23 protein-coding genes and 6 tRNA genes are annotated in these 22,774 nt (G+C 68.1%); 23 read left to right on the top strand and 6 right to left on the bottom strand.

The genetic code is table 11. The features are described from left to right. The first annotated feature begins 15 nt into the window (after positions 1-15). Entirely contained in the window at positions 16-1,131 is a 1,116-nt protein-coding gene (locus tag AOM45_RS29775; RefSeq protein WP_030470804.1) for a J domain-containing protein, read from the top strand. Here AOM45_RS29775 and AOM45_RS29770 read toward each other — a convergent pair. Beyond that, positions 1,128-1,691 (bottom strand): rhomboid family intramembrane serine protease, encoded by a 564-nt coding sequence (locus AOM45_RS29770; protein ID WP_030470805.1) that lies wholly within the window; start codon positions 1,689-1,691, stop codon positions 1,128-1,130. The genes AOM45_RS29775 and AOM45_RS29770 overlap by 4 nt on opposite strands. A gap of 85 nt (positions 1,692-1,776) precedes the next feature. On the opposite strand from AOM45_RS29770, the gene AOM45_RS29765 reads away from it, so the two are divergent. From AOM45_RS29765 to AOM45_RS29730, 8 genes are all read left to right on the top strand, one after another. Further along, positions 1,777-2,343, top strand: coding sequence for an HhH-GPD-type base excision DNA repair protein (locus tag AOM45_RS29765; RefSeq protein WP_030470806.1), 567 nt, complete (start codon positions 1,777-1,779; stop codon positions 2,341-2,343). A gap of 67 nt (positions 2,344-2,410) precedes the next feature. After that, positions 2,411-3,358: an esterase-like activity of phytase family protein gene (locus tag AOM45_RS29760; protein WP_156094156.1), complete on the top strand. Its 948-nt coding sequence runs from the start codon at positions 2,411-2,413 to the stop codon at positions 3,356-3,358. A gap of 37 nt (positions 3,359-3,395) precedes the next feature. Beyond that, entirely contained in the window at positions 3,396-4,769 is a 1,374-nt protein-coding gene (locus AOM45_RS29755; RefSeq protein ID WP_035912197.1) for a serine/threonine-protein kinase, read from the top strand. A gap of 34 nt (positions 4,770-4,803) precedes the next feature. Continuing rightward, complete coding sequence (locus AOM45_RS29750) at positions 4,804-5,304, top strand: hypothetical protein (protein WP_051784247.1); 501 nt, start codon at positions 4,804-4,806, stop codon at positions 5,302-5,304. A gap of 112 nt (positions 5,305-5,416) precedes the next feature. Next, on the top strand, positions 5,417-6,127 hold the full coding sequence (locus AOM45_RS29745) for an ABC transporter permease (protein ID WP_236703878.1): 711 nt from the start codon (positions 5,417-5,419) through the stop codon (positions 6,125-6,127). Next, positions 6,120-6,917: an ABC transporter permease gene (locus AOM45_RS29740; RefSeq protein ID WP_030470811.1), complete on the top strand. Its 798-nt coding sequence runs from the start codon at positions 6,120-6,122 to the stop codon at positions 6,915-6,917. Before AOM45_RS29745 ends, AOM45_RS29740 begins: the two co-directional genes overlap by 8 nt. Next, complete coding sequence (locus AOM45_RS29735; RefSeq protein ID WP_030470812.1) at positions 6,914-7,885, top strand: ABC transporter ATP-binding protein; 972 nt, start codon at positions 6,914-6,916, stop codon at positions 7,883-7,885. Before AOM45_RS29740 ends, AOM45_RS29735 begins: the two co-directional genes overlap by 4 nt. Positions 7,886-7,931: 46 nt before the next feature. Then, positions 7,932-8,279 carry a DUF8711 family protein gene (locus AOM45_RS29730; RefSeq protein WP_030470813.1) on the top strand — a complete coding sequence of 116 codons (348 nt, stop codon included), beginning with the start codon at positions 7,932-7,934 and terminating at the stop codon, positions 8,277-8,279. Positions 8,280-8,326: 47 nt separating this feature from the next. Here the strand turns inward: AOM45_RS29730 and tnpB are convergent, their stop codons facing one another. Then, positions 8,327-9,667 carry an IS607 family element RNA-guided endonuclease TnpB gene (tnpB, locus tag AOM45_RS29725; RefSeq protein ID WP_030470814.1) on the bottom strand — a complete coding sequence of 447 codons (1,341 nt, stop codon included), beginning with the start codon at positions 9,665-9,667 and terminating at the stop codon, positions 8,327-8,329. Between the two features lie 129 nt (positions 9,668-9,796). Between tnpB and AOM45_RS29720 the strand changes: the two genes are divergently transcribed. Then, the gene (locus AOM45_RS29720; RefSeq protein WP_030470815.1) at positions 9,797-9,988 is read left to right on the top strand and encodes a DUF1918 domain-containing protein; all 192 of its coding nucleotides are present in this window, start codon (positions 9,797-9,799) and stop codon (positions 9,986-9,988) included. Here AOM45_RS29720 and AOM45_RS29715 read toward each other — a convergent pair. Further along, positions 9,985-10,797 carry an inositol monophosphatase family protein gene (locus tag AOM45_RS29715; RefSeq protein WP_236703877.1) on the bottom strand — a complete coding sequence of 271 codons (813 nt, stop codon included), beginning with the start codon at positions 10,795-10,797 and terminating at the stop codon, positions 9,985-9,987. The genes AOM45_RS29720 and AOM45_RS29715 overlap by 4 nt on opposite strands. Positions 10,798-10,817: 20 nt before the next feature. Then, on the bottom strand, positions 10,818-11,798 hold the full coding sequence (locus AOM45_RS29710) for a malate dehydrogenase (RefSeq protein WP_030470817.1): 981 nt from the start codon (positions 11,796-11,798) through the stop codon (positions 10,818-10,820). 92 nt (positions 11,799-11,890) lie between these two features. On the opposite strand from AOM45_RS29710, the gene AOM45_RS29705 reads away from it, so the two are divergent. Next, positions 11,891-12,490 carry a pentapeptide repeat-containing protein gene (locus tag AOM45_RS29705; protein ID WP_030470818.1) on the top strand — a complete coding sequence of 200 codons (600 nt, stop codon included), beginning with the start codon at positions 11,891-11,893 and terminating at the stop codon, positions 12,488-12,490. A 30-nt stretch (positions 12,491-12,520) separates the two neighbouring features. Here the strand turns inward: AOM45_RS29705 and AOM45_RS53580 are convergent, their stop codons facing one another. Continuing rightward, a complete protein-coding gene (locus AOM45_RS53580) occupies positions 12,521-15,076 on the bottom strand; it encodes a TNT domain-containing protein (RefSeq protein ID WP_035912200.1) in 2,556 nt (851 codons plus the stop codon). Between the two features lie 139 nt (positions 15,077-15,215). On the opposite strand from AOM45_RS53580, the gene AOM45_RS29695 reads away from it, so the two are divergent. The 3 genes from AOM45_RS29695 to AOM45_RS29685 are packed head-to-tail and all read left to right on the top strand — an operon-like array spanning position 15,216 to position 17,288. Continuing rightward, positions 15,216-16,136: a DMT family transporter gene (locus AOM45_RS29695; protein WP_030470820.1), complete on the top strand. Its 921-nt coding sequence runs from the start codon at positions 15,216-15,218 to the stop codon at positions 16,134-16,136. Then, positions 16,133-16,981 (top strand): bifunctional methylenetetrahydrofolate dehydrogenase/methenyltetrahydrofolate cyclohydrolase, encoded by an 849-nt coding sequence (locus tag AOM45_RS29690; protein ID WP_030470821.1) that lies wholly within the window; start codon positions 16,133-16,135, stop codon positions 16,979-16,981. Before AOM45_RS29695 ends, AOM45_RS29690 begins: the two co-directional genes overlap by 4 nt. Further along, positions 16,968-17,288 carry a DUF3017 domain-containing protein gene (locus AOM45_RS29685; RefSeq protein WP_372497484.1) on the top strand — a complete coding sequence of 107 codons (321 nt, stop codon included), beginning with the start codon at positions 16,968-16,970 and terminating at the stop codon, positions 17,286-17,288. The genes AOM45_RS29690 and AOM45_RS29685 overlap by 14 nt, the downstream gene beginning before the upstream one ends. Here AOM45_RS29685 and AOM45_RS29680 read toward each other — a convergent pair. Then, positions 17,278-17,847, bottom strand: a complete 570-nt coding sequence (locus AOM45_RS29680; RefSeq protein ID WP_030470823.1) for a TetR/AcrR family transcriptional regulator — start codon at positions 17,845-17,847, stop codon at positions 17,278-17,280. The genes AOM45_RS29685 and AOM45_RS29680 overlap by 11 nt on opposite strands. A 199-nt stretch (positions 17,848-18,046) precedes the next feature. On the opposite strand from AOM45_RS29680, the gene AOM45_RS29675 reads away from it, so the two are divergent. The 9 genes from AOM45_RS29675 (at position 18,047) to AOM45_RS29635 (ending at position 22,774) form a co-directional block, all read left to right on the top strand. Beyond that, positions 18,047-18,610, top strand: a complete 564-nt coding sequence (locus AOM45_RS29675) for a dihydrofolate reductase family protein (protein ID WP_030470824.1) — start codon at positions 18,047-18,049, stop codon at positions 18,608-18,610. Between the two features lie 262 nt (positions 18,611-18,872). Next, positions 18,873-18,944, top strand: a tRNA-Arg gene (locus tag AOM45_RS29670). A 101-nt stretch (positions 18,945-19,045) separates the two neighbouring features. After that, positions 19,046-19,117 (top strand) — tRNA-Phe (locus AOM45_RS29665). Between the two features lie 10 nt (positions 19,118-19,127). Beyond that, positions 19,128-19,215 (top strand) — tRNA-Ser (locus tag AOM45_RS29660). An 11-nt stretch (positions 19,216-19,226) separates the two neighbouring features. Further along, positions 19,227-19,315, top strand: a tRNA-Ser gene (locus AOM45_RS29655). Between the two features lie 4 nt (positions 19,316-19,319). Beyond that, positions 19,320-19,391: transfer RNA gene (locus tag AOM45_RS29650), tRNA-Arg, on the top strand. Between the two features lie 4 nt (positions 19,392-19,395). Then, positions 19,396-19,467, top strand: a tRNA-Asn gene (locus AOM45_RS29645). Positions 19,468-19,955: 488 nt separating this feature from the next. Further along, complete coding sequence (locus AOM45_RS29640) at positions 19,956-21,686, top strand: VMAP-C domain-containing protein (protein WP_156094157.1); 1,731 nt, start codon at positions 19,956-19,958, stop codon at positions 21,684-21,686. A gap of 14 nt (positions 21,687-21,700) precedes the next feature. After that, positions 21,701-22,774: an AAA family ATPase gene (locus AOM45_RS29635; RefSeq protein WP_030470826.1), complete on the top strand. Its 1,074-nt coding sequence runs from the start codon at positions 21,701-21,703 to the stop codon at positions 22,772-22,774.

Genomic DNA, 22,774 nt, shown 5'->3' with positions numbered 1-22,774 from the left:
GGACTGGACGGTGTCGTGCCAGGGATCGACTACTACGAGTTGCTCGGTGTCGGCCGGGGCGCGAGCGCCTCGGAGATCAAGTCGGCCTACCGCTCTCTCGCCAAGGTCATGCACCCGGACGCGGGTGGGACGTCCGGCAGTTTCCGCATGCTCCAGGAGGCCTACGAGACGCTGAAGGACCCGGTCCGGCGCGCCGACTACGACCGTCCGGCCGCGCCGCCATCGCCGGTCGTTCGCCCGCAAGCACGGCCGCGACCTCGCCGAACGGGCCACACGGGCCGGTTGCGCGACTTCGGCGACGACCCGAACTACACGGCACCGCGACCGCGCGTCGACCTCGGTTCGATGGACTGGTGGAACCGCATCGACCTGGGTCAGCGGGTCCGCTACGTGCCCGCGGCGGGCCTTGGTCACGCCCCGGCGGCCGCCGCCATCGGTGGGTGGTTCGTCCTGCTTCTCCCGTTGGCGATGCCGCTGTCACCGCTGCTCCTGGCCGTCTGGCTGCCGCTCGTGGCGGGCGCCGGTTACGGGGCGTTCCGGTTGGTGCGCCGCTACATGGCCACGGCGCGGGCCGAACGGGCGTTCGCCGGGGAGTACGACGGGAACACGATTTTCGGCCGTCCGGGTGAAAACAGACGCGAACGGCTGACCGCCGGACTGCTGACCGAGTACATGACGCAGCTACCGGGAGTGCGCATCTTCCACGGCCTCGCGTGGCCGGGCTCCGTCTTCACCGACATCGACCACGCCCTGCTCTGCGGCCGCCGCCTCGTCCTGATCGAGTCGAAGTCGTGGCTGCCCGGCCACTACTACTGCGACGAGGACGGCGAGCTCTGGCGCAACGGCCACCCGTTCCGCGGCGGCGGCTCACAGCTGCCCGACGGCATCGAGCGCTTCGCCGAAATGCTCCCCTGGCTCGAGATCCGCGGCGCCCTGATCGTCTACCCGAGCCGGTCGGGCGAGGTCACCTGCGACGACGACCTCGACTTCGAGGTGCCGCCGATGACACCCGAGCAGTTCGTCCGCGAGATCGGCGACTGGCTGGCCGACGACCCGGCCACGGTCGACCGCGAGGCCCTGCGCGTGCTGGTGCGCCAGGTGGTGTCCGAGGTCCGTGTCGCCGGCGCCTAGCCCCTCGATCGGACCAGGAAGAACCCGGCGACCGCGCCGGCCAGAATCGCTGGCCCGTGAATGTCGGTGATCACGCTCAGCACGACCGCACCCACGAGCACCACCGCGGCCAGAACGAACTGACGACGAATTGGCGCGATCAGCACATAGACGGCCAACGCGCCGAGCAGCCCGCAAAAAGCGACCGAGACACCCCCGGAATACGGCTGCCACAACTCCCCGATGCTGTGCCCCGCGAGTGCTCCGACCGCCAGCAACACGATCACTCGGCCCGTTCCGAACGTCCGCTCGGCGACGGTCCCCACCACCGCCGCCAGCACTCCCAGCCCGATCACGGAAGTCAGCGGATCAGGCTGAACCAGCACGGGCGAGATCAACCGCCACACCTGGCCTGCCATCAGCGCTTCCGGATCCCGGCGCACCGCCAGAAAAAGCCCGGTGACCCCGAGGTGGTACAACGCGGTGCAAATCGCCCAACAAGCAAGAACGACAATCGTCGCGATCGGCACACGGGTTCGCACACCGGTCAACTTCGGCAGCGCGGCGACCTTTTCCGTCATTCCGCAATCATAAAAATCCGTGATGACACCGTGCTGACATCACCAAAAGTCGTGCCCTCACGTCCGGCATGTCAGGATTGCCGCCATGACCCGCACGCTTTGCCTCGCGCAGAACCCCGACGCCGACGCCCTGCTGGCGGAGGACAGGTTCGCGCTGTTGCTCGGCATGCTGCTGGACCAGCAGATTCCGATGGAGAAGGCGTTCTCCGGCCCCAAGGTCCTCGCCGACCGCATGAACGGCCTGGACGTGCACCGCATCGCCGAGGCCGACCCGGAGTCCTTCGCCACGATCATGGCCACCCCGCCCGCCGTGCACCGCTTCCCCGGTTCCATGGCCAAGCGGGTGCAGGCGCTCAGCCAGTTCGTCGTCGAGCACTACGACGGCGACGTCACGCGGATCTGGGCCGAGGGCGACGGGGCGACGGTCTTCAAGCGGCTCAAGGCGTTGCCCGGGTTCGGCGAGCAGAAGGCCAAGATCTTCCTGGCCCTTTTGGGCAAACAGTTCGACGTTCGACCCCAAGGCTGGCGCGAGGCCGCCGGGCACTACGGCGAGGAAGGAAGCCGACGTAGCGTCGCCGACGTCACGGACCAGAAGTCGTTGCTCGAGGTGCGCGACTTCAAGAAGGCCGCCAAGGCCGCGGCGAAGAAGTAGCCCGGAAGTTCACCGTCTGGTCCACTGGACGCACGCCGCCAGCCCGAACGAGGTGCCACCGTGCCTCGTGAGAGAAGGGGCGGTTGCGTTGCGCATCAAGGCGATCAGCGTTTTCACGGTCCTCGCGCTGGGTCTGGTGACCAGTCCCGCGCAGGCCGCCACGACGTGGCCGGGTGACTCCGCCACGAAGTACGCGGACGGGTCCGGTGTCTTCGGCAAGAACCTCAGCGGGCTCTCGTTCGAGAACGCGAACGTCGTGTGGGCGGTGAAGAACAGCCCGTCCACGCTCTACCGGCTCGTGCCGAGCGGCAGCACGTGGAAGATCGACCAGAAGAGGTCGCTCACCTTCGCGAACGGGCAGGGCGACCCCGATGCCGAAGGGGTCGTGAGCACGCCGGACGGGCTCTTCGTCGCGGTCGAGCGCGACAACGACGACGGTGACGTGAGCACGCCGATGATCCTCAAGTACGGCACCGGCAGCAACGCGGTCGCCGAGTGGGAGCTCGGCGGCATGCCGGACGTCGATCCCAACGACGGGCCCGAGGCCATCTCCTGGGTGCCGGACTCGTACCTCACCCGGAACGGCTTCAAGGTCGACGGCGGCAGCACGTACGACCCCGCCGCCTACCCCGGCCACGGCAGCGGGCTGTTCTTCGTCGGACTGGAGGCCACCGGCGAGGTCTACGTGTACGCCCTGCAGGGCACGGAAGCCGTGCTGCTGAGCACGTTCGACAGCGGCCACGCGCAGGTGATGGACCTGGAGTTCGACGGCAGCAGGCTGTGGGCCCTCTGCGACAACAACTGCAGCGGGCGCACCACGACGCTCGCCATCAGCAGCGGGGCGTTCAGGGTCACGGCGACGTACAACCGGCCGTCGACGCTGCCGAACGTGAACCTCGAAGGTTTCGCCTTTTCGCCGAACTGCGTCAACGGCAAGAAGGTCGTGTTGTGGTCGGACGACGACAACACGAACAGCCACGCACTGCGCAGCGGTTCGTTGAACTGCACGGTCTGAGCCCGGATTGTCGGGGTGCGGAACTAAGCTCCCGCGCGTGACCGCACCCCACATCCCCGGCCTGACCGACCTGAGACCGTTGGGCGCAGGTGGATTCGCCACCGTCTACCGCGCCCACCAGGCACAGCTCGGCCGCGACGTCGCGGTCAAGATCGACAACCGCGTCCTGGCCGACGAGCGCGACCGGAGGAGGTTCCTCCGCGAGGCGCACGCCGCCGCCAAGTTGTCGGGGCATCCGCACGTCGTCGGGGTGCACGACGCGAACATCACCACGCAGGGCACGCCGTACATGGTCATGGAGCTGTGCACCGGCGGTTCGCTCGCCGACCAGCTGGACGCGCGCGGGCCGTTGCACCCCGAGCAGGTGCGCGACCTCGGGGTCAAGCTCGCGGACGCTCTGGCCGCGGCGCACCAGGAAGGCGTGCTGCACCGGGACATCAAGCCGGGCAACATCCTCGTCGACCGCTACGGCACGCCGAAGCTCGCCGACTTCGGGCTCGCGGCGCTGCTGGACGCGCAGGGCGGCAGCACGGTCACGCGTGACGCCCTGAGCCCGAGCTACGCGCCGCCGGAAGCGTTCGCGATGGCCGAACCCACGCCACAGGCCGACGTCTACTCGCTCGCCGCGACGCTCTACACGTTGCTCGCGGGCAAGCCGCCGCGCCCGGTGCCGTGGCCGATCACCTCGTTCGACCAGCTCGGCGAGATCCTGCGCCGGCCCGTGCCCGCGGTGAACGGGGTGCCGCCGGCCCTGCACGAGACGCTGGCGAGGGCACTGCACCCGGACGCGAACCTGCGCACGCCGAGTGCCGCGCAGTTGCGCGACGAGCTGCGCGATCCGATGCGGCAGCCCACGGTGCCGGTGACGCCGCCGCCCAAGCGCAGGACGTGGCCGCTGGTCGCGGCCGCGGCGGGACTTGTCGTCGTGATCGTCGCGGGTGTGCTCACGTGGAACTTCCTCACCAAGGAACAGGCAACCGCTCAGGGCCCTGGGCCCGCCACGACGCAGCAGGGTGGTGCGGAGGACGTGCCGCCGTTCCTCAAGAAGTGCGACAGCGGGTTCTGCATCGACAAGTCGACCTGCTACGCCGGAATCAACCACTCGGGTGGGCAGCCGGCCACGGCTCGGCGCCGGGCGAGTTGCTCCGAGGAGCACTTCTGGGAGGCCTTCGCCGGTGGCTGGCTCTCCGGTGACATCCCCAACGCTGACCCCGACGACCTGGCGAAGTCTCCCGAGTTGGCGAAGACCTGCACGCCCGAGGTCATGAAGGCCAACACCAAGCCTGGTGTCGACACCACGGGCTGGGCGATCACAGCGGTCGGGTTCAAGGAAGGCACTCGCAACTACTACCTGTGCTTCGCGGCAGAAGAAGGCGTGGGAGAGACGGTCACCAGCGCGTTCGGCAGCTGACTAGGATCCCCTCGACGAACGTCCTGGGGGGATCATGAAGAAGCTTCGCGCGCTCACCGCGGGTATCGCCGTCGTGGGTTCGTTGCTCGTCAGTGCCCCGGCGGCTCAGGCAGCCGCCGGGTGCTGGCAGTCGGGCGCCCACGCCGGCTACTCGACCACCTACACCTGTCAGATCTGGCGCGGCAACCACCTGTGGGCGATGTACGGGCCGGGCAAGCTGACCCCGATCGGCAACGTCGAAGGTGTGCTCAACGCGGGCAACAGCTGGTTCGTCTGCCAGATGAGGTTCGGGATCAAGCTGGAGTACGGGCCCGTCAAGAACGACTGGTTCGCCTACACCCTGGGAGACAACGGGTACTGGGGCTGGGTCAGCGCGACGCACTTCTCCGCCGGCGGCAACTGGGAGCCCGTCCCCGGACTCGGCTACTGCCCCAGTGGCTTCGGGAGCACCGCCACCTACCCCGGCGAGCGTCCGGTGCCGCACACCTGGCAGCTCCCCGGTCCTGACCGCGAGTCCAAGGTGTCGGTCAACTGAACAAATCCACTTGCGACGGTCACTAACGTAGAACGACGTGCGTGTCCACGCCGATTTGATCATTGCCGGCTTTCGAAGGTACTCGACCTACCGACAAGCGATGCTGGCCGGAATGACCACCAACGTGGTCTTCGGCCTGCTGCGACTCGCCATCATCGCCGCCGCGCTCAAGGCGGCGGGCGGCGCGATCGCGGACTACGACATCGCTGCCATCAACACCTACGTCTGGATCGGGCAGGGGCTGCTCGGGTTCGTCCTCCTGTGGGGCAACAACGAGCTCGCCGAGCGCGTGCGATCCGGTGACGTAGTAGTAGACCTTTATCGGCCATGGCACCTGCAGGGCGCGCTGCTCGCCCAGGACGTCGGGCGCGGCGGGTTCGCGTTCCTGACGAGGCTCGCGCCGCCGATGGCGTTCGGCATGCTGCTGTTCCCCTTCCAGTTCCCCGAGAACCCGGCGCGGTGGCCGCTGTTCCTGCTCAGCGCCACGATCGCGCTGGTGATCAGCTTCGGGGTGCGGTTCCTGGTGGAGCTCAGCGCGTTCTGGCTGCTCGACAACCGCGGGCTGTACGGGTTCTGGAACGTCTCCTCCGGCCTGCTGTGCGGGTTGACCGTGCCCATCGCGTTCTTCCCCGAGTGGGCGCGCGACGCGTTGTGGGCCTCGCCGTTCCCGGCGTTGCTCCAGGCGCCGATCGACGTGTTCCTCGGCCACGGCAGCGTCGCGAAACTCCTGCTGTACCAAGTGTTCTGGGCCGCGGTGATCCTCGGGATCGGGCACGTCGCGCTGCAACGCGCCGTGCGCAAGGTGGTGGTCCAGGGTGGCTGAGTTCATCTACCCCAAGCTCATCGGCGCGAAGCTCAGGAGCCAACTCGCTTACCGCGCCTCGTTCGCAGTCGACTTCGTGTCGCAGGTGCTGGCTCAGTGCTACGAGCTGATCGTGATTCTGGTGCTGTTCAGCCAGGTCAACGCGCTCGGCGGCTTCACCAGGGACGAAGTGCTGCTGATGTACGCGTTCGCGGGCGCGGCGTTCGGGGTCGCGGACCTCTTCGCCGGGCAGCTCGACAACCTGCCGACCTACATCCGCACCGGCAGCTTCGACGTGCTGCTGATGCGGCCGCTCGGCACGTTGCCGCAGATCATGTGCTCCGACATCAGGTTGCGCCGGATCGGGCGCATCACGAGCGCGCTCGGCGTCATGATCTACGCGCTCACGCACGTCCCGATCGACTGGACACCGGCGAAGGTCCTGCTGACGATCGCGACTCCCCTGGCGGGCACGGTCATCTACAGCTCGGTCTGGGTGGTCGCCTGCTCGATCTGCTTCTGGATCGTCGAGGGACGCGAGTTCGCCAACGCCGTCACGTACGGCAGCAACTCCTTCACGTCGTACCCGATCAACGTCTACTCGCGGCCGCTGCGCTGGGTGATGGCGTTCGTCGTGCCGGGTGCGTTCGTGGCGTACTACCCGAGCCTCGCGCTGCTCGGGAAGCAGGACCCGCTCGGCCTGCCGGGCTGGGTCGGCTGGACATCACCGCTCGTCGCGGCGCTGGCGGCGGTCGTCGCCGGGCTCGTGTGGCGGTTCGCGGTCAGGCACTACCGGGGAACGGGATCATGATCGAGGTCAGGGAGCTCCGCAGGGAGTTCAAGGTCGCCACGTCGAAAGGCCTGCGGCGCAACTACAAGACCGTCACGGCGGTCGACGACGTCTCGTTCGACGTGCAGGCCGGGGAGGCCGTCGGGTACGTCGGGCCGAACGGCGCCGGCAAGTCCACGACGATCAAGATGCTGACCGGGATCCTGGTGCCCACCAGCGGCCACCTCCGGGTGAGCGGCGTGGATCCGTCGAAGCAACGACGCGATCTCGCCAAACGCATCGGCGTGGTGTTCGGCCAGCGCAGCCAGCTCTGGTGGGACCTCCCGCTGGGCGACAGCTTCGACCTGCTCAGGTCGATCTACCGGGTGAGCGCGGCCGACTACCGCACGCGGCTCGACGAGTGCGTCGAGCTCCTCGGCCTGCAGGAGCTGCTGATCACCCCGGTGCGGCAGCTCTCGCTGGGGCAACGGATGCGCGGCGAGATCACCGCCGCTCTCCTGCACGCGCCGGAGTTGCTCGTGCTCGACGAACCGACGATCGGCCTGGACCTCGAGTCCAAGGAACGACTCAGGGAGTTCCTCGCGGACATCAACACCCGCCGCGGCACGACGCTCCTGCTCACCACGCACGACCTGGACGACATCGAACGCCTCTGCCCGCGGCTGATGGTGATCGACCACGGCCGGGTGCTCGCCGACGGACCGCTCGCGGAGCTGCGCGCCGAGGTCACGCCCGAACGCGAGCTGGTCATCGACCTCAGGGAACCCGGACCAGCACCGGACGTCCCAGGAGTGACGGCGGTGCGCAGCGAGGCGGGAGGGCTGCGGCACCACCTCACGTTCAGGAGAGCGGAGACGACGGCGGCTCAGTTGATCACCCAGGTGGTGCGGCAGGTGGAGGTCCACGACCTCGCCGTCGTGGAGCCGGAAATCGACGACGTCATCCGCAAGCTCTACCAACGCCAGGTTCAACAGAACACCAGTCGGTAGAGTCATGAGTAGTAGAACCGGACAGTTCGGGCACGAGGGAGAGCGAATGCGCGTAGTTGGAACGCTGGCAGCAGCCGTCATCGCGTTGGGTGGCCTGACGGCCTGCGACACGATCCAGGGAGTCAGCCAAACTGCGGACAAGGTGAAGCTGTGCGCCGACGCGATCCAGCTGCTGGGCTTCTCACCGAGCTCGACCGACCCGCAGAAGGCGCTGGAGGAGACCAAGGCCAAGGCCACCGAGCTGGAGAAGCTCGCATCTTCCTCGCCTGACGAGCAGGTGAAGAAGGCGCTCGACGAAGCGGCGAAGGGGATGCAGAACGTCAACTCCGCGGCGGACTGGGTGACCCAGAAGGCCGCGCTCGTCGAGAAGGTCTCCACCGCCTGCGGCGGATGAGCACTTGAGCCGTTGTCTGAAGTGCCTTGAAACGAGTTTCACGGCCTTCAGACAGCCGTCGCCTTGCGGCGGCGACGTTGGCCCACACCGGGTGATGCGGGTCTTCCCGTGGCGGTACCCGTTGCCCACACGGTGTGGGTCTGACGTGGGTTTCCATCGGGCGTGTTTACCGTCCCGGCGCAACTCGCCGTGGACGTGCCCTCTGCTGTCCTGCCGACGAGTCCGGCGAGACAGCGGGCTGCGTTGAGGTCGCGATCGAGCACGAGTCCACACTCGTCGCAGCGGTACATCCGGACGCGCAGCGGCAGTTTGGCTTTCACCGCGCCGCAGTCCGAGCAGGTCTTCGAGGACGGATACCAGCGGTCGGCGACGACCAGGCGGGCACCGCCCCAGGCGGTCTTGTAGCTGACCTGCCGCCGCACTTCGCCCATGCCGACGCAGGCGATGTGGCGGGCCAGGCGGCGGTTGCGCAGCATGCCGGACACGTTGAGTTCTTCCAGCACGATCGTGCCGAAGCTGCGGACGAGGCGAGTAGTGAGCTTGTGCAGCCCGTCCCGGCGAGCGTTCGCAACCCTCGCGTGCAGCCGCGTGATGCGGGCTTGGGTTCTGCGCCACCGGTTTGACGGGATCTGGCCAGTGCGTTTGTCCGGGCCGGTCCGGCGGGCAGCCTGGCGTTGCAGGCGACGCAACTCGCGCAACACGACTGCAAGATGCCTTGGGTTCGGCACGATGTCGCCAGTCGACAGCACCGCGAGCGACGTCACGCCGAGGTCTACGCCGACCGCCGAGCCCGGTTGTGCGGGTGCCGGGTCGGTGCGGGTGATCTGCACGGAGAACGAGCAGAACCAGCGCCCTCCTCGGTAGGACACGGTGGCCGACCGGATCCGAGCGGTGCCACGCTCGACGTGGCGGGCGAGCTTGCGGGTGGACTCGTGCGTGCGCACCAGGCCGACGCGCGGCAGCTTCACGTGCCGCCGATCACCGTCTGACAGGCCGAACGCGCCGGTGGTGAACCGGCACGACAACCCGCTGCGTTTGCCCTTGAACCGCGGGAAACGGACCTCGAGCCCGTGCCGCGTACCGGCACGGCAGTCCCGCCAGTTCGTCAGCGCCGTAGCGAGGTTGGCAAGACCGGACGAGTACGCCTCCTTGGAGTTCTCTGCCCACCACGGCGCCACCGCGTGCTTGGCCTGGTTCCAGTCCTTGCGCAAGCCGTAGGCCAACCACGACACCGACGGGGTGAGCTGGCTGTCCGGAATGTTGTAGGACTTCTCGGCGGCACGCTGCTCCAGGTTCGCCTTGATCCGCGCCAAACCCCAGTTGAACGCGTACCTCTGCCCACCACAGTGCGACCGCAGGGGCCGGTACGCCTGGATCACCGTGACCATCTCGCCGTCACGGTAGCGAACAACACCGACAGGCAATTGAGCCCTGTTGCGCGCCTCCGGTGTCGGCCTAGGCTTTACGGCGTCCACTGCGCCATGCCTCACGCCGCACACCGGAGGTGTTGCAGCACCATGCAAGCAACAGTTGGTGACAGGCTCCACGTCCACAGCCGCTCCGTCGGGCTCGAGGAGCGACTGGGCGAGATCCTCGAAGTGCGCGGGACCGACGGCCAGCCGCCGTACCTGGTCCGCTTCAACGACGGCCACGAGGGCCTCGTCTTCCCCGGACCCGACTGCATCGTCGAGCCGCGGGGCGAGATCTAACCGAGCACCGTCGCGATCAGCTCCTCGGCCAGCTGAGGGGTCGCTGCCGCCACGCCTGACCACCGGTGGGTCAGGTCGGGCTCGAACGTGAACGGGCGCCCGCGCAGGTCGACGAGCACCCCACCCGCGGCGGGCACGGTGACCAGGGCCGTCGCGAGGTCCATGATCCGGTGCGTGTCGCTGCCCGGATCGATGAAGGCGTCGACGGTGCCCTCCGCGACGAGCATGGTCTCCAGGCAGGTCGTGCACAGCACGCGGATGCGGTCGGCGCGGTTCGCGATGCGCAGCCACGCGTCCTGCGTGCCGGTCTTCGGGCGCATCAAACACACGGCCGCGCCGTCCAGCGACGTGCGTCCGGTCGTGCGGAACGACGTCGGGACTCCTGCGCGCGCGTGCCACGCACGGCCCGTGTCGAACCACGTCGTAAGGGCTTCTTTGGCCGTGCCGTCCTCAACGAGCGCGCCGGCGAAGCACGAGAGAGGAACGCCGAACGCGGCGTTCGCGGACCCGTCGACCGGGTCGATGACGAGGGTGATCGAGGAGCCGTTGTCGACGAACCCGGCTTCCTCGGAGAGCAGGTTCACGCGGTTGCGGTGAATCGACTCCAACACCGCGTCCTCGACGATGCGATCAACGCGCATCGTCGGTGTTCCGTCCGCGCCGTCCGCCACTTCTTCGCGGAGCTCGATGCGCGTGTGCAGAGATCGGGCGCGTCCGTACGCCGCTGACGCCGCGCGGGCGGCGTCAGCGAGCGCAGGATGCACGTCTTCGGAGAGCTGTGGCTGGGGAACGTCCCATGGAATCCGCACGTTCCCCACATTGCCACGTCTCAGATCAGGCCGAGGCCCTTCACCGCGTCGCGCTCCTCGACCAGCTCGGCCACGGAGGCGTCGATGCGGGCACGGGAGAACTCGTCGATCTCCAGGCCCTGGATGATCTCGTACGAACCACCGGAGCAGCGGACCGGGAACGACGAGATGATGCCCTCGGGCACGCCGTACGAGCCGTCCGACGGGATGGCCATCGAGGTCCACTCGGTGCCGTTGACCCAGTCGTAGATGTGGTCGATGGCGGCGTTCGCGGCCGAAGCGGCCGAGGAAGCGCCACGGGCCTCGATGATGGCCGCGCCGCGCTTGGCGACGGTCGGGATGAAGTCGTTCTCGAGCCACGCCTGGTCGTTCACGGCCTCGGCGGCGGTCTTGTCGCCGACCTTGGCGTGGAACAGGTCCGGGTACTGGGTGGCCGAGTGGTTGCCCCAGATCGTCATGTTCTGGATGTCGGTGACCGCGACGCCCAGCTTCTTGGCGAGCTGCGACAGGGCGCGGTTGTGGTCCAGGCGCGTCATCGCGGTGAAGCGCTCGCGCGGGACGTCCGGCGCGTGCTGCTGGGCGATGAGGGCGTTGGTGTTGGCCGGGTTGCCGACCACGAGGACCTTGACGTCGTCCGCGGCGCCGGCGTTGATCGCCTCGCCCTGCGGCTTGAAGATGCCGCCGTTGGCCTCGAGCAGGTCGCCGCGCTCCATGCCCTTGGTGCGGGGGCGGGCGCCGACGAGCAGGGCCACGTTCACGCCGTCGAACGCGGTCTTCGCGTCGTCGGTGATCGTGATGCCCTTCAGCAGCGGGAAGGCGCAGTCGTCGAGCTCCATCGCGGTGCCCTCGGCGGCCTTCAGCGCCGGGGTGATCTCCAGCAGCCGCAGGTTGACCGGGGTGTCCGGGCCCAGCAGGTGGCCGGAAGCGATGCGGAAGAGCAGTGCGTAGCCGATCTGGCCGGCTGCACCGGTGACAGTGACGTTCACGGGCGTGCGGGTCATGAGCCTTCCCGAATGACGGTCCTCGTTGACGTCGGGCAGGTCGCCCGGCGACCCGCACGTTACCAACACGTGGCCAATGCGAGAGTGTGAGAGTGGACAACCCTCTCGAAGAGGTCGGCGAGGACTACGCCGATGCGAACCTGCCGGGACAGCGCTGGGAGAAGCGGTCTTTCACCGACTGCGACTTCACCGAAGCCGATCTTCGCGAGCTCGTCACGAGCGGGTGCACGTTCACCCGGTGCGACTTCACCCGGACGGACCTCGGCGAGTCCAGGCACCACGCGACGGCGTTCCGGCAGTGCACCTTCGACCGCACGGTGCTGACGCGTTCCTCGTTCACCTCGTGCAGCCTGATGGGCTCGAACTTCGTCGACTGCGTGCTGCGGCCGATCACCTTCACGGAGGTGGACTTCACGCTCGCGTCGTTCGTGAAGGCGCCGCTGCACGACCTGAAGCTGGGCGGGCAGCGGTTCCGCGAGACGAACCTCAGCGAGGCGGATCTGCGCAACACCGACCTGAGCGCGGCCGATCTGATGGGCGCGCGGCTGCTCGACGCCAAACTGGACGGTGCGGACCTGCGCGGGGCGAAGATCGACGCGAACGGGCTCCGGCAGGCCAAGCTCGCCGGAGCCCTGATCGACATCGACACGGCGATCGCGTTCGCCGCGGCCTACGGACTGGTCGTGTCGTGAGTGGCCGGGGTCGCCGGCCACTCACGACAGTCAGTCAGCTGATCCCGTGATCTCGACGAGCACGCCGTCCGCGACCATCTCCTCGATCGCCTTCGGCAGCAGGTAAGCGGTTCCGCCACCGGGCTGCTCGAACCACGGCACGGCCACACCGGTCAGCACCTCGAGCGGGCGGCGCAACCGGTACACGCGGTACGGGCGGTTGATCCACGACGGCACCAGGCTGCGTTCCGGGAACGGCGTGCCCGCCACGTAGACGAGGTTGCCGGTCTGGTCGCCGTAGCGGTCGACCTCCGTGCCCGCCGGCAGCTCGAACATCTGCTTGTGGCGGAACAACGTCAACGGCGGCTCGCCCGCGAGCGGCGAGATCGGGAACTTCCGCTTCGACGGCTCCTCCTGCGCCACGGCGGCGGCGACCGGCGCGGCCACAGGTGCCGGTGCCGGAGCCGGGGCGGGCGCCGGAGGTGGAGGCGGCGGCGCCTGCTGGGCCTGCGGGGCGGGCATCGGCGGGCGCTGCGGCGGGACCGGGCGGCGCGGCTCCTCGCGGAAGCCGTTGCTCATCGGGCGCTGCGGCGGAGGTGGCGGCGGCTGCGGGGCCCGCGGGATGGTGCGGAAGTTGCCCATCACGAGCCTGCCGACCAGGTACGCCGACGCGTCCTCGACCTTCTCGAACCGCACCGGGTTCTTCGGGCCGTGGTCGTACCAGCACACCTCCCAGCTGTCGCCGTCGAGGTGCAGCGTCCAGGTGCGGTCGGCGGGCTCGCCGATCCGGTACACGCCGTGCGGCACGTTGAGGTCGTCCAGCGCGCGGCGGGTGCCCGCGAGCTCTCGGTCCTCCTCCGGCGTGACCTGGCGCGGTTCGGGCTGCGGTTCCGGTTCCGGCTCGGGTTCCGGCTCGTTGAACAGCGCCGCGTCGAACTGGGTCGTCTCCTCGACCGGGGCCGGAGCGGGCACGGGCACCGGGAGCGGCACCGGCGCGGGCTCGGCGACCGGTTCGGGCGCGTGGAACGGTTCGGGCGCCTGGAACGGTTCGGGCGCGTGGGCCGGCTGCGCCTCGAACGAGGTCGTCGACTCGATCTCGTCCTCGGCCAGGTCCGGCTCGTCCGCCGCGACCCCGACGACCGGGTGTTCCTCGGTGACCTCGGCAGGGCTCTCCAGGGGCTCGTCCAGGACCGGGCTCCACGCCATCGTGTCCTGCATGACGTCGCGCGGACGTTCCTCGGTCTGGCCGACCAGGCTGTCCGTGCGTTCCTCCTCGCGGTGGTGCGTGAGGAGCTCGGGCTCGTCGGGCCCGGCGGTGGGGATCTCGGGTTCCTCGGCAACGTCCACGTCGTCGTGTTCGTCCTGGACGGCCGTTTCGTTCGCCTGCTCCGCGACGGGCTCCGGCTCCTCCACCTCGCTCGGATGCGGGGCGAAAAGGTCCATACCTGCGCCGTAGGTGTCGCGCAGGCGCCTTTCGTCGACGTGGTCGGGCACGCCGTCGGAGTCGAAGACCACCCGATAGGGCGGTCCGTCACCGGTCATCGGCGGCACCGCCACCGCGACCGTGGCGCCGAGGTCCCGCGGCACCTGCTCGGGTTCCGGCTCGACCTGCGGCTGCTCGGTGGTGACCTCGGCGGCCTGCGGTTCGGGCGCGAGCGGCTCGAACTCCGGCTGCTCCTCCTCGAACGAGGGCGCCACTACGAACTGCGTCTCCTCCGCGGCCGTCTGCGACTTGGGCTGCGGCTGCGGTTCCGGCTCGGGTTCGGGCTCCGGCGGGGACGGCACCACGGTTCCCGGAGGTGCGGCAGGAGCACCGAGGTTCGCCGCGGCGGCGAGCCTCGACTCCTCGGAGACCTCCGGCAGGCTGAACCCGGCGGCCCTGGCGCGCTCGACCAGCTCCGGCTCGGGCGGCACGCCGTACTTGCGCAGGTAGTAGGAGACACCCGCGGGCCAGATCCACACGCCGTCGGTCTGGAAGCCGGACGGCACGACCGGCGGGGAGTCCGGGTGCAGCAGGTCCGCGTCGAAGCCGCGACCGGCCACGGCGACCGGCGCGTTCGACAGGTACGTCAGCAGCGGTGCGACCTCGGGCTCCGGCACCGGCGGCCGGTTGACCGACGGACGACCGTTCGGTCCGGCGCCGTCGAACACGCGGACCGTGCGGAACACCGGCGTCGGCGGGTTCAGCCTGCGACGCAGCCAGTCCGGGACGTTCTCGTCGGCGCGCGGGAAGAACCGCATCTCGTCGAAGTACGCCTGCTGCGGAGGCGGCGTCTGCCAGCTCGGCTCCGCGCGGTCGAAGTCCAGGTTGTAGCTGGAGGGGTGATCGAGCTGGTAGCGCGCGTTCGTCCAGCTGCCCCTGCCCTCGCGGTGCATGCCTGCGCGCAGCCGCGCGAACAGCGAGGCGACCTCCTGCGGCGGCTGCCACGAGCGCGAGGTGCCGTCCTGCAACCGCAGTTCGGACTCCAGCTCGAAGTACCGGCCGGTGGCGCGGTACTGCGCGATCACACTGCGCCAGTCCTCCGGCGCGGCCCGCATGAGAGTCAGGCCGATCTGCTTAACCAGAGCGTCCTGCTCTGTAGGGTTCAACGGCTTCGGCTCGGACACGCCAACATCTTCCCCTGCAAATCGCCGGATCGCACACGTCCCCCGCCGCTGCGCCGAACGGTGGAGGCCCGACCATAACGCGGTCGACGTGCAAGGTTAAAGCCGATCAAGAACACCCCGTCTCGGCTGGAGGAGCCTGTTGTCACGGTCCGCGCAGGTGATCGGCGGTCTGCTGGCGGCTCTCGGAGGCCTGGCCATCGCGGTCCAGGCGAGGGTCAACGGCTCGCTCGCGCAGGCGCTCGGCAACGGTCCGCTGGCGGCGTTGATCTCCTTCGCGGGCGGGTGGTTCGTGCTGCTCGTGGCCGTCCTGTCGCGACAGTCCGGACGGGACGGGCTGCTGCGGTTGCGCGACGCGCTGCGGCACCGGCGGATCCGGTGGTGGGAGTGCGTCGGCGGGATCAGCGGCGCGGTGCTGGTGGGCTCGCAGGGACTCGCGGTCGCGACCATCGGTGTGGCGGTGTTCACGGTCGCCGTCGTGATCGGACAGGTCGTCAGCAGCATGGTCGTCGACCAGCTCGGGGTCGGCCCTGGGGAGGCGAAACCGTTCACAACCACTCGTGTCGCCGGAGCGGTCGTCGGTGTTATCGCCGTCGCGGTCGCCGCGTCGGACCGGTTCACCTCGCCCGGCACGGTGTGGCTCGCGGTGCTGCCGTTGGCCGCGGGTCTGCTGATGGGCTGGCAGCAGGCGGTGAACGGCCTCGTACGCGAGGCCGCGGCCCACTCGGCGGCGACGATCCTGGTCAACTTCACCGTCGGCACCGCCGCGTTGACGCTGGCCAACCTGGTCGCACGGGGTGGGGTGCCCGGCGGATTCCCGTCGCAGTGGTGGCTCTACCTCGGCGGGTTGCTCGGCATCGTCGGGGTGGGCGGAGCGATCGTGTCGGTCCGGTTCATCGGCGTGCTGATGGTCGGGTTGTGCGCCGTGTGCGGGCAGCTCGTCGGGGCCGTGCTGCTGGACGCGGTGAGCGGGCGCCTCGCGTTGCCGACGGTGATCGGCGTGGTGCTGACGCTGGTGTCGGTGGGCGTCGCGGCGCTGCCCAGTGGGAGGATGAGGACGTGACTGCGACGCTGCTCAACGGCAACGAAACCCGGAACGCGCTGTTCGAGGACCTCAAGGCGCGGGTCGCCGCGCTGCCGGTCCCCGTGGGTCTGGCCACCGTGCTGGTCGGCGACGACCCCGGCTCGCACTCGTACGTGAAGGGCAAGCACAAGGCGTGCGAGAAGGTCGGCATCGCCTCGATCCGGCGCGACCTGCCGGAGTCGACCACGCAGGAGGAGCTGGAAGCCGTCATCGACGAGCTGAACGCGAACCCCGAGGTCACCGCCTACATCGTGCAGCTGCCCCTGCCCAAGCACCTGGACGCGAACGCGATCCTGGAGCGGATCGACCCGCGCAAGGACGGCGACGGCCTGCACCCGGTCAACCTGGGCAAGCTGGTGCTCGGCGTGGAGGCCCCGCTGCCCGCGACGCCGCGCGGCATCGTCGAACTGCTGCGCCGCTACGACGTGCCGCTCGCGGGCGCGAACGTCACCGTGGTCGGCCGCGGCGTCACCGTGGGCCGCCCGATCGGCCTGCTGCTCACCCGTCGCAGCGAGAACGCCACCGTGACGCTGTGCCACACCGGCACCAAGGACCTCGCCGCCGAGGTGCGCCGCGCGGACATCGTGATCGCGGGCGCCGGCAGCGCGGGCCTGATCACCAAGGACATGGTCAAGCCGGGCGCGGCCGTGATCGACGTCGGCATCACCCGCACCGAGGCCGGCCTGGTCGGCGACGTGGCCCCGGACGTCCGCGAGGTCGCCGGCTGGCTCGCCCCGATCCCCGGCGGCGCGGGCCCGATGACCGTCGCGATGCTGCTGACCAACACCGTCGAAGCCGCCGAGCGCGCCCATGCAGCGGTCTGACGCAGAGGCGCTCATGCCGGAACAGCGCTGGCGGTCGGGCCCCGCGAAGCACCTGCCGTTCGCGCTGGTGCTCGGTGTCGGCGCGCTCGGGCTGGTGCGGATCTTCCAGTACCACTGGCGGCAGGGCGCGGTCCTGCTGGGCGTGTCCCTGCTGGTCGCCGCCGTGCTGCGGATCCTGGTGACCGACGAGCAGGCCGGTCTGATCAAGATCCGCGGCCGCGGCATGGACGCGTTCCTGTACTCCACGCTGGGCGTCGTGGTGATCGCCGTCTCGCTGACGATCACCGGCGGTCCCCTCAGCCGATAGCCCTGGTGACGAGGACCTCGATGAACTCGTCGAGGTCCGTCATCGCCGCCACGTCCGGCAGCGTCAGCCGTTCGTAGATGAACCCCGTCATCCCGAAGTACAGGAGGATGACGGCCATCCGGTCGCCGGGCAGCTCCGACTCCGCGTTGAACGCGATGTTGAAGTCGAGGTTCGCCGCGAACGTCTTCGTGAGCGCGGTCCGCAGCTCCGGCCGCCGCGTGGCCTCGAGCCGCAGCTCCATCATCGCGAGGTAGCTGGCCTTGTCCGCGTCGGCCCGTTTCACGATGTCGTGCATGAACTTCACGGTCAGCGACCTGTCCCGCGGCAGTGCGAGCGACTCCGCGATCGACTCCTCGGACGGCGCGAGCCGCTGGGTCACCCGGATCGCCACCTCCGACATCAGGTCTTCACGACTCGCGAAGTAGTTCGACGCCGTCCCCGCCGGCACCCCCGCCTTCGCGTCGATCGCGCGGTAGGTCAACCCCCGCGCGCCTTCCTCTGCCAGGACGTCGATCGCCGCGTCCAGCAGGGCGTTTCGCCTCGCCTCGTTCCGGACCACGCTGCCTCCTTGACAACCACTACACCCATAGTACTACAGTTGTCGTGGTTGAAGCGAGTTCGCGTCGGTCGTCCGGCCGCCCCTTCGGGTCAACCGCCGCAGGCGATTCGGGCCGAAGCGGTGGCCGGACGACCGACTTGCAGGCGAACTCGCCGCCGTCTGCGAAGCAGCGGCAATCGAACACTGAGGGGAATACAAGATGCGAAAGCTCGTTTACTACGTGGCCACCACCCTGGACGGCTACATCGCGGCGGAGGACGGCTCGTTCGACGGGTTCATCTTCGAAGGCGACCACATGGCCGGCATCAACGCCGAGTACCCGGAGACGGTGCCCACCCAGTTCCGCGAGGCGGCCGGACTGCTGGACGCGCCGATCCGGCACTTCGACACCGTGCTGATGGGCCGCCACACCTACCAGGTGCCGGGCGGACTGGCCTCGCCTTACGCCCACCTGCGCCAGTTCGTCGTCTCGACCAAGGTGACCGACACCCCGGACGACGTGGAGGTGATCCGCTCCGACGTGGCCGGACGCGTCGCCGCACTGAAGGAAGAGGACGGCCTGGACATCTGGCTGTGCGGCGGCGGCAAGCTGGCCGCCGAGCTCCTGCCGTTGATCGACAAGATGTTGATCAAGATCCACCCGGTGGTGTTCGGTCGCGGCATCCCGTTGTTCGACGGAAAGGCCGACATCACCAAGTTCCAGCGCACCGACGCACGACTGTTCGAGAGCGGAGTTTCGTTCATGACTTACGAACGTCGTTGAGAAAATGATTGACGGGCGCCGCACGCGCCCGCAATACTTGTGCCACACACCAGACCGAAGGGGAAAGTCATGACGAGCCACGAGATGCGGAACCTGCGCCTCAGCAGCGCCACCGCGTGCGTGCGCTCATGTGGACGCCCCGGCCTGCGCCGACCGTTTTCGCAGGTGAGCTCCTTGTAGTGGCTTTCGCAGGTCACTCAAGGAGCCGCCCGTCGCAGAAGCGACCAGGGCGGCTCCTTTTATTTGCCGTGCAATTGATTTCGCCCTTGTAGCTCAACGGAAAGAGTGCGGCGCTACGAACGCCGAGATTCAGGTTCGACTCCTGGCAGGGGTACTTCCGGGTGCGAGGGAGACGGCAACCCGCCTCATTTGGGATGAGGAAACACCGCGTTCGACTCGCGGGCATCCGACGGAAAGGCGCCTTTCGGCGCACCAGGCTCTTCAGCTCAACAGGCAGAGCACCGGGGTGAAGACCCGGAGGACGGGGTTCGACTCCCTGGGGAGCCACGCAGGACGAGGAGGGCTGGCCGAGTGGCAAGGCCCCGGATTGCTGATCCGTGGTCCGGGCATCACGCCCGGCGCGCGTTCGACCCGCGCGCCCTCCGTCCCCGCACCTGGAGGATTGGCCGAGCCCGGTAAGGCATCCGTCTCGAAAACGGTGGTCGGCGCGCGAGCGTCGCGCAGGTTCGAATCCTGCATCCTCCGCCGCACTCCCGTGGTCCAACGGAAACGACACCGGCGTCCGAAGCCGGGGACGCAGGTTCGACTCCTGCCGGGAGTACGTGTCCTCTGAGGTGCTGCCGGCAGCACGCCCGACTGTTACGCGGGAGGACCAGGTTCGAGTCCTGGCAGGGGAACTCAGCGTCCACAACGAACACGCGGCCGCCCGGAACAATCCCGGCGCCTTTCCACCGGCACTCCTCGAGATTCACACTCTTGCAGGTTTGACGACTCCACAGGTTTGTGTTGCACTCCCGCGCTTGCACACGACGAACTTCATGGCCATTTTCTGGCCAACCGCCGTGGGAACACCACCAGTGCTTGCCCGCGGAGCAAGACTGTGGTCATGCCACGCTATCGGAACTCGCAGGTCACGCGACGCACCGCCGTCAGCCCGGCATCGAACCGGTCGATCTCAGCGGTTCGTTCGAGCGGATATTCCATCCGACAACGCCAGTGATCTCGCCGAATGGTTCGCCTGACGTCGCGATCCTCTTACCGTCGTGCATTGTGTGTCATATGACGCGGTGAGGAAACTGGTGATCTGGTACTCGACGCACCGACAGGTCGTGTCGTGGGAGAGGACTGGCTCGTGTCACTGGCGCCGTCAACGCACCGAACCATCGTGACCGTCGACATCGCGGACTTCACCAATGACAGCAGGCAAGCCATCCACATGACCGATGTGCGCGAGGGCCTCTACGGCGTGCTGAAGCGAGCCCTCGCCGGCGTGGGGATCGACTACGACGACTGCGAGACCGAAGACCGCGGTGACGGTGCGCTGATCCTCATCCCCGCCACGTTCCCCAAGAGCGAGCTCGCCGACAAACTGCCCGACCGGCTGGTCACCGAGATCCGTCGCTTCAACTCCACCAGGGTCGCCGAAGCCAGGATGAAGCTGCGGGTGGCGGTGCACTCCGGTGACATCCGCAAGGACACCCACGGTTGGATCGGCCTTCCGGTCAACCTCGCATTCCGGATCTTGGACGCCCACGAAGCCAAACTGGCGTTGCGCCACTCCGAGGGCCTGCTGGCCATGATCGCTTCGGACCACTTCTACACCGAAGTGATCCTGCAAGATCCCGGCACCGCACCGGAGTCCTACCGCCAGATCGAAGTGTTGATCAAGACTTTCAAGGGCCACGCCTGGTTGCGGTTGCACGGCGAGAACTCCGACATGAGCGGTCATCCGCCGATGGCCGAGCACGACGAGCCCGTGGTGCTGCCGCTCAACCCGGACGAAGAACTCAAGGACCTGCACAGCTGGTTGATCGAGATCGAGACGCCGCACCTGCCGATGCTCATGAGCCGTGCCACCAGGTCGGCCGTACCGACGCAACGGTTCGGCTCCGCGTGGGAGGCCTACCAGCACTTGGAAGACTTCAACGCCGGGCCCGACGGCGTTCCACCGGCGATCCTGTTCGTCGAACTCGTGGCCAGGGAGGTCGGCGGCGAGATCGGCGCCCGGCTGACCGAGTGGGTCGAGCAGAACGTGCGCAAGTTGCGCCGCACCAGCGCCCTGGAAGAGCAGCGCGAAACCCGTTTGTCGGTTCAGACGGAACCGCATCTGCACCTGATGTTCGCGATCAAGCTCGACTCGATCGATTCAGGAAAGTGCATCCTCTCGTTTTGGCGCCAGGACGATCCTCTCGACTGGCCGCCGCAGAGCGGCGGAGTTCACGAGTTGAGCATCAACGACCTGGAATATCGGATCGACGAGATGATCATTCAGGCGGAGGGTGCGTGGTGTGATCAGGCCGTACCCGTGACCCTGGAATTCCTGATGGCACGCCCGCTGCTTCAATTGCCGATCTACACCTGGCGGAAAGAGCACAGTTCCGGTGACCCACGGCCACTCGTGCTCGACTACACCGTAGTCATAAGATCACTCGAAAGAATGCACACGAAGCACTGGCATCGCCCCTGGCGCGTCCGTTGGGACTCTATGCTGGAGAACCCGGCCGTGGAGCGAATTCACTCTGTCGGAGCATCACGGGCGGGGGACAATCCGATCGACGTCGTGCTGAGTGATTCCAGATGGATTGGCCTGGTAATGGACGAACCACCATCCGCTCGCCCCGAGTCGCGCACCGCACCGGACCCCCTGACGGCTGCCCTGAGAGCAGGACTGCCGGTGATCCTGTGGCATCCGAGCGCCACCTCCGAGAACTTGCGGCCACTCGTCGACCGCCTGGCCGGCGGACCTGGCGGTGTCCTCGATCTGCCGGAACAGCGCAGGGCGGCCCACCTGTCCGCGGGCGCCGACGACCTCGTGCGAGACCTGGTGGTGCTCTGGGACGACCCGCACCGGACCTTCGTTTTCGATCAACCGTCGTCGAACCCGGCCGGACGTTGAAAGGGACAGGACGGATGAGCGTGAACGAGTCGAGAGTGGACGCCCACCAGCCCGGCGAGGCACCCGACTGGTGGATCTACCGCGGAACCGGCCGTCCCATGTACGACATAGACCTGACCCAGATCCTTCCGCCCCCTCCACCCTGGCGGGACTACGGAGGGCCGCTGCCCCAGTCGGGCGGGCATCCGCCGGAGGACGACGGCGAGGCGGACCGCAGGCTGGGTTCGGAGTTCCACCTGACCGAGCAGCACGTCGACCCGCGCGAGCTCGACATGGTGAACGCGAGCCTGTACCTCCGCCGGCCGCTGCTGCTGACGGGGAAGCCGGGCGTCGGCAAGTCCGCTCTCGCGTACCGCATCGCACGGGAACTGCGGCTCGGCCGAGTGCTCAAATGGTCGATTTCCACACACACGACTCTGACTTCCGGCTTGTACCGCTACGACGCCATCGGCCGGTTGCAGGCGGCCGCGACAAGCCAGCAACGATCCGGCCCGGTGGAGGATTCCCCGATCGGGGATTTCATTCGACTGGGCCCGCTGGGAACGGCTTTCCTTCCACGAAAACTGCCGCGCGTACTCCTGATCGACGAATTGGACAAAAGCGAGTCAGACCTCCCCAACAATCTTCTGAGCATCTTCGAGGACGGGGAGTTCTTCATCGACGAGCTGGCTCGCATCCGCCATTCCACGCGCGAGATGACGGTCCACACCGCGGATCCGAACGAGACCGCGACCGTGACGGACGGCCGGGTCAGGTGCCACGCTTTCCCGATCGTCATCATGACGAGCAACGGTGAACGCGAATTCCCGCCCGCGTTTCTCCGTCGCGCTCTGCAACTTGAAATCAAAGATCCCAACGTCGAACAACTGGCCGCAATGGTGGCCAATCACCTTTTGGATCCAGACGGTCTGCATCGCGATGCCCTGGTGCGGGAGTTCGTGGAGAAAAGTCGCGCGGAAGGCGGCATTCCCGCGGATCGGCTGCTCGATGCCGTCTATCTGGCGACTTCGGGCGCCTACAAGCCGGACGGTGTCGCCTGGCCACGCCTGATCGACTCGTTGTGGCATCGACTGACGACGGGTAGATGA

The sequence above is a fragment of the Lentzea aerocolonigenes genome (assembly GCF_000974445.1).
GTDB classification, from domain to species: Bacteria; Actinomycetota; Actinomycetes; order Mycobacteriales; family Pseudonocardiaceae; genus Lentzea; species Lentzea aerocolonigenes.
This window is presented reverse-complemented; position numbering and strand designations above follow the sequence as displayed.